The 7025-nt window shown below is 70.6% G+C and carries 9 protein-coding genes; all 9 read right to left on the bottom strand.

Annotation, left to right across the window (positions count from 1 at the left end; all coding sequences use genetic code 11):
- Positions 1 to 85: 85 nt before the first annotated feature.
- From ACVOK1_RS19790 to ccmA, 9 genes are read right to left on the bottom strand one after another with little or no spacing between them, the layout of a single operon-like run.
- Positions 86 to 1078, bottom strand: coding sequence for a tetratricopeptide repeat protein (locus ACVOK1_RS19790; protein WP_481563021.1), 993 nt, complete (start codon positions 1076 to 1078; stop codon positions 86 to 88).
- Positions 1072 to 1524 (bottom strand): cytochrome c-type biogenesis protein, encoded by a 453-nt coding sequence (locus tag ACVOK1_RS19785; RefSeq protein WP_481563020.1) that lies wholly within the window; start codon positions 1522 to 1524, stop codon positions 1072 to 1074. Before ACVOK1_RS19785 ends, ACVOK1_RS19790 begins: the two co-directional genes overlap by 7 nt.
- Positions 1525 to 1528: 4 nt before the next feature.
- Positions 1529 to 2146: a DsbE family thiol:disulfide interchange protein gene (locus ACVOK1_RS19780; RefSeq protein WP_481563018.1), complete on the bottom strand. Its 618-nt coding sequence runs from the start codon at positions 2144 to 2146 to the stop codon at positions 1529 to 1531.
- Between the two features lie 8 nt (positions 2147 to 2154).
- A complete protein-coding gene (locus ACVOK1_RS19775) occupies positions 2155 to 4074 on the bottom strand; it encodes a heme lyase CcmF/NrfE family subunit (protein WP_481563017.1) in 1920 nt (639 codons plus the stop codon).
- Positions 4075 to 4086: 12 nt separating this feature from the next.
- Entirely contained in the window at positions 4087 to 4548 is a 462-nt protein-coding gene (gene ccmE, locus ACVOK1_RS19770; RefSeq protein WP_481563016.1) for a cytochrome c maturation protein CcmE, read from the bottom strand.
- Positions 4545 to 4733, bottom strand: coding sequence for a heme exporter protein CcmD (gene ccmD, locus ACVOK1_RS19765; protein ID WP_200752398.1), 189 nt, complete (start codon positions 4731 to 4733; stop codon positions 4545 to 4547). The genes ccmE and ccmD overlap by 4 nt, the downstream gene beginning before the upstream one ends.
- On the bottom strand, positions 4730 to 5482 hold the full coding sequence (ccmC, locus tag ACVOK1_RS19760) for a heme ABC transporter permease CcmC (protein ID WP_406235523.1): 753 nt from the start codon (positions 5480 to 5482) through the stop codon (positions 4730 to 4732). The genes ccmD and ccmC overlap by 4 nt, the downstream gene beginning before the upstream one ends.
- Positions 5483 to 5525: 43 nt before the next feature.
- Entirely contained in the window at positions 5526 to 6221 is a 696-nt protein-coding gene (ccmB, locus tag ACVOK1_RS19755; RefSeq protein ID WP_079222491.1) for a heme exporter protein CcmB, read from the bottom strand.
- Complete coding sequence (gene ccmA / locus ACVOK1_RS19750; protein WP_481563019.1) at positions 6218 to 6865, bottom strand: heme ABC exporter ATP-binding protein CcmA; 648 nt, start codon at positions 6863 to 6865, stop codon at positions 6218 to 6220. The genes ccmB and ccmA overlap by 4 nt, the downstream gene beginning before the upstream one ends.
- Between the last annotated feature and the right edge of the window lie 160 nt (positions 6866 to 7025).

The raw sequence follows: 7025 nt of genomic DNA, 5'->3' as shown, positions 1-7025 counted from the left end.
CGGCCGCGGCGTGGGGCTGGCGCTGCCGGTTGGGGGCCCGGGTGGGCCCCGCGCTCCCGCCCCGGCGAGCGCAGCGGTGCGCGATCTACGGGAACCGCAGCTCCACCACGCCGTCATGCGGCAACGCCACCCGCACCACGTCGCTCTGCAGGTCGCCGTCGCTGCGGTTGGCGCTGCCACTGCGCGAAATGCGTGCCAGTACTTCCACTTCGGCATGCGCCGACAGCGGTGCGGTCGGCATCGGGCTGTCGCCGTCACCGAGGCCGACCGTGGCCGGGAAACCGGCCAGCGGCAACCTGCGTGCAGCCACCGGCATCGGCGGGCCGCCGACGGCACGGGCGAGCACGAACACCTGGGTGCTGGCCGGCCAATCAGCCTGCTTCAACGAGGCGGGCAGCTGCACGCGCACCTGCAGCAGGGCGGGCGCATCCGCGACCGGTGCGTCCGCGGCCTGTCCGGCCGCTTCGCGGGCGACCGCGATCTGCGCCTGCAGCGCCTGCGCGGCACCGGGCTCCACGCGCGGCAGCAGGCTGCTCCAGACATCGGCCGCCTCGGCATTGCGGCCGCGCTGGCGCAGGGCGATGCCCAGCAGCCAGCTGGCACGCTCGGCGTCGGGTGCCAGGCGACGGGCCTGCTGCAGCCAGTCCATCGCGGTGTCATCGAATTGCTTGCCGGCATCGGCCTGGGCGCGCGCCTGCGCGGCTTCCACCAGTACGCCGGCATCATCCGGGGCCAGGGCCACGGCGCGGGCGAAGGCCTCGGCGGCGGCGCGGGTATCGCCCAGTTCGGCCTGCGAGCGGCCCAGCAGTGCCCAGCCATCGGCGCGCTGCGGGTCACGCTGCAGTGCCTGCTGCAGGGCCTTCACTCCATCACGCAGGGTGGTGACCGACGGTGCCGGCTGCACCTGCGCCGCACGCGGGTCGCCCACCAGCAGGTACAGGCAGGCGCCGGCCACGCCCAGCGCCAGCACGCCCAGCACGAAGCCGCGGCGGCCATGCCGACGCAGCGGCCACAGCACCAGCGCCGCCATCAGTGCGGCGACCAGCGCAGCCAGCACGGGCAGGACAGTGCTCACCAGCCCTCTCCATCGTCGGCGTTGCCGGCGTCCGCTGCAGGCGCCACGTTGCGGCCGCGGCGGCGGACGATGCCCAGCACCACCACACCACCGGCGCCGAGCAGCAGCAGCGGGCCGCCCCACAGCAGCCAGGTGCCCGGCTGCAGCGGCGGCTGGTACAGCACGAACTCGCCGTAGCGGGCGACCAGGAACTGCTTGATCTGTGCGTCGTCGTGGCCCTGCTGCATCAGCTGCAGCACCTCGCGGCGCAGGTCCTGGGCAATCTGTGCGTTGGAATCGGCCAGCGACTGGTTCTGGCACTGCACGCAGCGCAGCTGCGCGGCCAGGGCATGGAATCGGGCTTCTTCAGCCGCGTCGCGGAAGGCGAGCGGACGCGGGTCGTGCAGCGGCTGCTGGGCAGGCGCGGGCAGCGCTGCCGCCATCAGCAGCGCAAGCAGCAGCCAGTGCAGCGGCTTACGGATTACCGTGCAGGCCGGCATCGGCATTGCCCTGGGCCTTCTCGAACTTCTGCAGCGCCGGGATCAGCTTCTCGTCGACCACCTGCTGGGTCATCGCGCCGCTGTACTTCCAGCGCACGATGCCGCTGCCGTCGACCAGGAAGGTCTCCGGCGCAGCAGTCACGCCCCAGTCGATGGCGGTGCGGCCTTCGACATCGCTCAGCACCACCATGAACGGGTTGCCCAGCGTTTCCAGCCAGTGCAGCGCATCGGTGGGTTCATCCTTCCAGTTGTAGCCGATCACGCGCACGCGCTTGCTCTCGGCAAAGCGGGTCAGCACCGGGTGTTCCTCGCGGCAGGCCGCGCACCAGCTGCCCCACACGTTCAACAGGTAAGGCGCACCGCGCAGTTCTTCGCTGCGCACGGTCATGCTCGGGTCGTGCAGCACCGGCAGGGCGAAGGCCGGTGCCGGCCTGTCGATCAGCGCCGAGGGCAGCACGTCGCGCTGCGGGTCGCCCGATTTCATCACCCCGTAGACCATCAGCCCGAGCAGGCCGAAGAAGAACAGCACGCCGATCACGATGGCTACCGGCGGCAGCGGGCGGGACGGGCGCGGGGCGGGGGACTCGGACATGGAAACTCCTACGGACGACGGAAACGGCGATCAGCGGCGGTGATGAATCCGCCCAGGGCCATCAGCAGCGCGCCCAGCCAGATCCAGCGCACGAACGGCTTGATGTGCACCCGTACCGCCCATGCATTGTTGCCCAGCGGCTCGCCCAATGCCACGTAGACATCACCGCTCAGGCGTGCATTGATGCCGGCCTCGGTCATCACCTGGCCGCCGCTGGCGTACTGGCGCTTTTCCGGATGCAGCAGGGCCAGCTCACGACCGTCGCGGAACACGAGCAGATGGCCGCGGTCGGCGGTGAAGTTGGGGCCCTCGCGATGGTCCACGCCTTCAAAGCGCACTTCATGGCGGCCGACCACCACCTGCTGCCCCGGTGCCAGCGCGACTTCGCGCTGCACGTTCAAGGCTTCCACCAGCAGCGCGCCGGCCAGGAACACGGCGACGCCGGCATGGGCGACGATCATGCCGAGCATTTCGCCGGTGAAGCGGCCATTGCCACGCAGGCGCTGCCAGACGAAGCGCGCGGTGCCAAGCCCGACCCAGGCCGCCGCCGCCACGCCGAGGCCGGCCTTCCAGCCGTTCTGCGGGGCCTGCCACCAGGCCAGACCGCCCAGCAGCACGGCCAGGCCCAGCCACGGCGCCAGCAGGGCGAACGCGCGCGACGGCTGATCACGCTGCCACTTCACCAGCGGGCCGAACGGCAGCAGCAGCACCATCGGTGCCATCAGCAGCAGGAACAGGCTGCCGAAATAGGGCGGGCCGACCGAGATCTTGCCCAGTGACAGCGCGTCGGCCAGCAACGGATACAGCGTGCCCAGCAGCACCATCGCGCAGGCGGTGGCCAGCAGCAGGTTGTTGGCCAGCAGCAGGGTTTCGCGCGAGGTGGCGGTGAAGCCGCGGCGCGGGTCATCGGCTTCCACGCTGAGGCCGCTGGCACGCAGCACGTACAGCAGCAGGCTGCCACCGACCAGCAGCGACAGGAACACCAGGATGAACAGGCCACGCGAGGGATCGGCGGCGAACGAATGCACGCTGGTCAGAACGCCCGAGCGCACCAGGAACGTGCCCAGCAGCGACAGCGCGAAGGCCGCGATGGCCAGCAGCAGGGTCCAGCTGCCGAAGGTGCCGCGCTTTTCAGTGACGGCCTGCGAGTGGATCAGCGCCGCACCGACCAGCCACGGCATGAAGCTGGCATTTTCCACCGGGTCCCAGAACCACCAGCCGCCCCAGCCAAGCTCGTAGTAGGCCCACCAGCTGCCCAGCGCGATGCCCAGGGTCAGGAAGCCCCAGGCCACGTTGGTCCACGGCCGGGTCCAGCGCAGCCAGCGCGCATCCACGCGGCCTTCCAGCAGGGCGGCCACGGCGAAGGCGAACGGCACCGCGAAACCCACGTAGCCCAGGTACAGCATCGGCGGGTGGATGATCAGGCCCGGGTCCTGCAGCAGCGGATTGAGATCGCGGCCTTCCAGCGGTGCCGGGTTCAGGCGCAGGAACGGGTTGGAAGTGAAGATCAGGAAGGCGAGGAAGCCGACGCTGACCATGCCCATCACCGCCAGCACGCGCGCCTGCACCGGCGCGGGCAGGTGCCGCGAGAACAGCGCCACCGCACCGGTCCACAGCGCCAGCACCAGCGCCCACATCAACAGCGAGCCTTCGTGCGCGCCCCAGACCGCCGAGTAGCGGTAGATCATCGGCAGCAGTGAATTGGAATTCTCGGCGACGTAGCGCACCGAGAAATCCTGCTGCACGAAGGCAGCGGTCAGCACCGCGAACGCGCCGGCCACCAGCAGCAGCTGGGCGAAGGCGGCCGGTCGGGCCACCGCCATCCACGCCTCGTTGCCGCGCTGCGCGCCTACCAGCGGCAGGCCGGCCTGCAGCAGCGAGGCCAGCAACGCGCACAGCAGCAGGATCTGGCCGAGTTCAGGCAACACGCCGGGCAGCACTCAGCGCACCTCGGTGGCCGGTACCGGCACGTCGTGCTTGCGATGGGCGTCGCCCATCTTGTCGGCCACTTCCTTCGGCACGTACTTCTCATCGTGCTTGGCCAGCACTTCATCGGCGACGAACACGCCGTCCTGCAGGCGCCCGCTGGCGACCACGGCGGTGCCTTCGGCAAACATGTCCGGCAGGATGCGCGAGGTCAGCACGGCCAGCTGCGCATCGCCATCGGTGACCTCGAAGCGGGCATCGAGCGAGCCCACCGGGCGGTTGAACGAGCCCTTGACCACCATGCCGCCGAGGCGGAAGCGGGTCTGCGCATCGACGTCGCCGCGCAGCACTTCCGACGGCGTGTAGAGGTAGGCGATGTTGCGCTCCAGCGCCATCGCCACCAGTGCGGTGGCCAGGCCGGAGGCGAGCAGCGCCAGCAGCACCCAGGCCATGCGGCGGCGCTGCAGCGGGGTCATCGTTCCAGCTCCGCCGACAGCACCGGCGCGGCCTGCTGCGCGCTCTGCCGTGCCTGCTGCCGTTGCTGGCGCGACTGCGCCTGGCGGCGCGCGGCGCGCAGGCGCAGCCACGATCCGATGGCATCGGCCAGCAGCACCAGCACGAACACCGCATAGGCGCCGATCACGAAGGGCAGGTGGGTCATCGCGGGGTCTCCTCCACGCGCGCGCCGACCCAGGCCTTGCCGGCCTCGCGGTCGAGATTGTCGGCGCGTGCCTTGGCCAGTACCGAGCCGGCGAACCAGAACTTGGTGCCGATCACCATCCACCACAGCGGCGCGATCATCGCGCTGCTGATCGCTGATTCACCGAACACGCTGATCGACTGGCGCTGGTGCAGGCCGCCCCACCAGTCCACCGAATAGCGGATGACCGGCAGCAGGCTGACGCCGACGATGGCCAGCAGGCCGGCCGCGCGCGCGGCGCTGCGACGGTCCTCGATGGCGTGGTACAGGCCGATGACGCCCAGGTACAGGAACAGCAGGACCAGTTCGCTGGTCATGCGCGGGTCCCAGTCCCACCAGGTGCCCCAGGTGCCCTTGCCCCAGATGCTGCCGGTGAGCAGGGTGATGAGGGTGAAGCCGGCGCCCATCGGCGCGCAGGCCATGGCCAGGATCTCGCAGATCTTGATGCGCCAGATCAGCGCGATGGCGGCGTACAGGGCCATCAGCGCGAACACGAACAGGCTCATCCAGGCGCTGGGCACGTGGATGTAGAGGATGCGGAAGCTGTCCAGCTGGCGTGCTTCCGGCGGCACCACCAGGAGGGCCTGCCACAGGCCGACCAGCAGCACCGGCAGCGCGGCGATGTAGAACACACGCGACCAGCGGGCAGCGAAACGATCGAAGGTGGGCGGCGAACCGAGTTGATGGAACCAGCGGACGATCGGATTCATGCGTGACGGCTATCCAGCAGGGGTGGATTGGCTCTCTGCCCGTTCAACTCAGGGAAATACGGATGGCCGCAGCCGTCGCCAGCGGTGCCAGCAGCAGGGCGACCACCAGTCCTGCGCCCAGCATCAGCAGCGCACCGACCGGATCCTGCCCGCGGCTGGCCGCCGCCAGGCTGCCCGCACCGAACACCAGCACCGGTACGTACAGCGGCAACGACAGCAACGCCACGAGAATACCAGAGCGCCGGATGCCCACGGTCAGCGCGGCGACCACGCCACCGATCAGGCTCAGCACCGGTGTTCCCAGCAGCAACGATGCCAGCAACATCGGCAGTTGGTCATGTGGCAGATGCAGCATTTCCGCCAGCAGCGGGCTGACCACGATCAGCGGCAGCGCGGTGGTGGCCCAGTGCAGCAGCACGCGCACCAGCACCAGCCAGGCCAGTGGTACCGGCGCCAGCAGCCATTGTTCCAGCGATCCATCCTCGGCATCGGAACGGAACAGCGAATCCAGCGCCAGCTGCCCGGCCAGCAGTACCGCCAGCCACAGCACGGCACCGGCGGTGGCCGCCAGCGGCTGCGGGTCGCGGCCCTGCGCCAGCGCAAACAGCACCACCACCAGCAGGGCGAACAGCACCGGCTGCAGCGCATCGCCACGGCGGCGCCAGAGCAGGCGCAGGTCGCGCGAGAGCAGGGCGCGGGCGGTCTGCCACAGGCCCGGTTCGGTACCCGGGGCGATCATGCGGCACCTCCGGGCACGGTCGCGGCCGGTTGCCCGGGCACGCGCAGTTCCAGCAGGCGCGTGCGCACCGGCGGTGCAGCATAGGCGCCGTGGGTGGTGACCAGAGCGGCACCGCCGCCGCGCAGATGCGCTGAAATCATCCGGTTGACCAGGTTGATGCCATCCAGATCGAGGTTGGCGTAGGGTTCGTCGAGCAGCCACAGTGGTGCCGGCGACAGCCAGATGCGGGCCAGCGCCAGGCGCCTTTTCTGCCCGGCCGACAGGTGCCGCACCAGCGTGTCCTCATAACCGGCCAGGCCGACGATGGCCAGCGCGCTGCCGGGCATCTGCTTGGCCCGGCGGCCGTGCAGGCCGCAGAGGAAGTGCAGGTTCTCCAGCGTGTCCAGGTCCGGCTTCAGCGCGGGCAGGTGGCTGAGGTAGGCGACATAACGGGCGCGCTCGGTGTTGCTGGCCTGCTTGCCGTCGATGCGCACCTGGCCGGCGCCGGGGCGGGCCAGGCCGGCCAGCACGCGCAGCAGGGTAGTCTTGCCGGCACCATTGCCGCCCTGCACCAGCAGGGCCTCGCCGGCATCCACATGGAAGTCCAGCGGGCCGAACACGGGTTCGTCATTGCGGGAGAAGCTCAGGCCGCTGGCGGCCAGCAATGCTGGGGTGTTCAAGGGGCAGGGGTCTTCGTGCCGGAGTGCGGCGGCAATTGTAGCGATGAATGCCCGCGGTAGTGGGGGGGGGGGGGGGGGGCGGGGGCAGCCGCGCGCGCGGGCGGGGGGGGGGCGGGCCGCGCGGCGCGCGGCGGCCCACCCGCGC

The organism is Stenotrophomonas sp. STEN087, from assembly GCF_056759115.1.
Note: the sequence above shows the minus strand (reverse complement) of the source record. Positions and strands in the feature narration are given on the sequence as shown.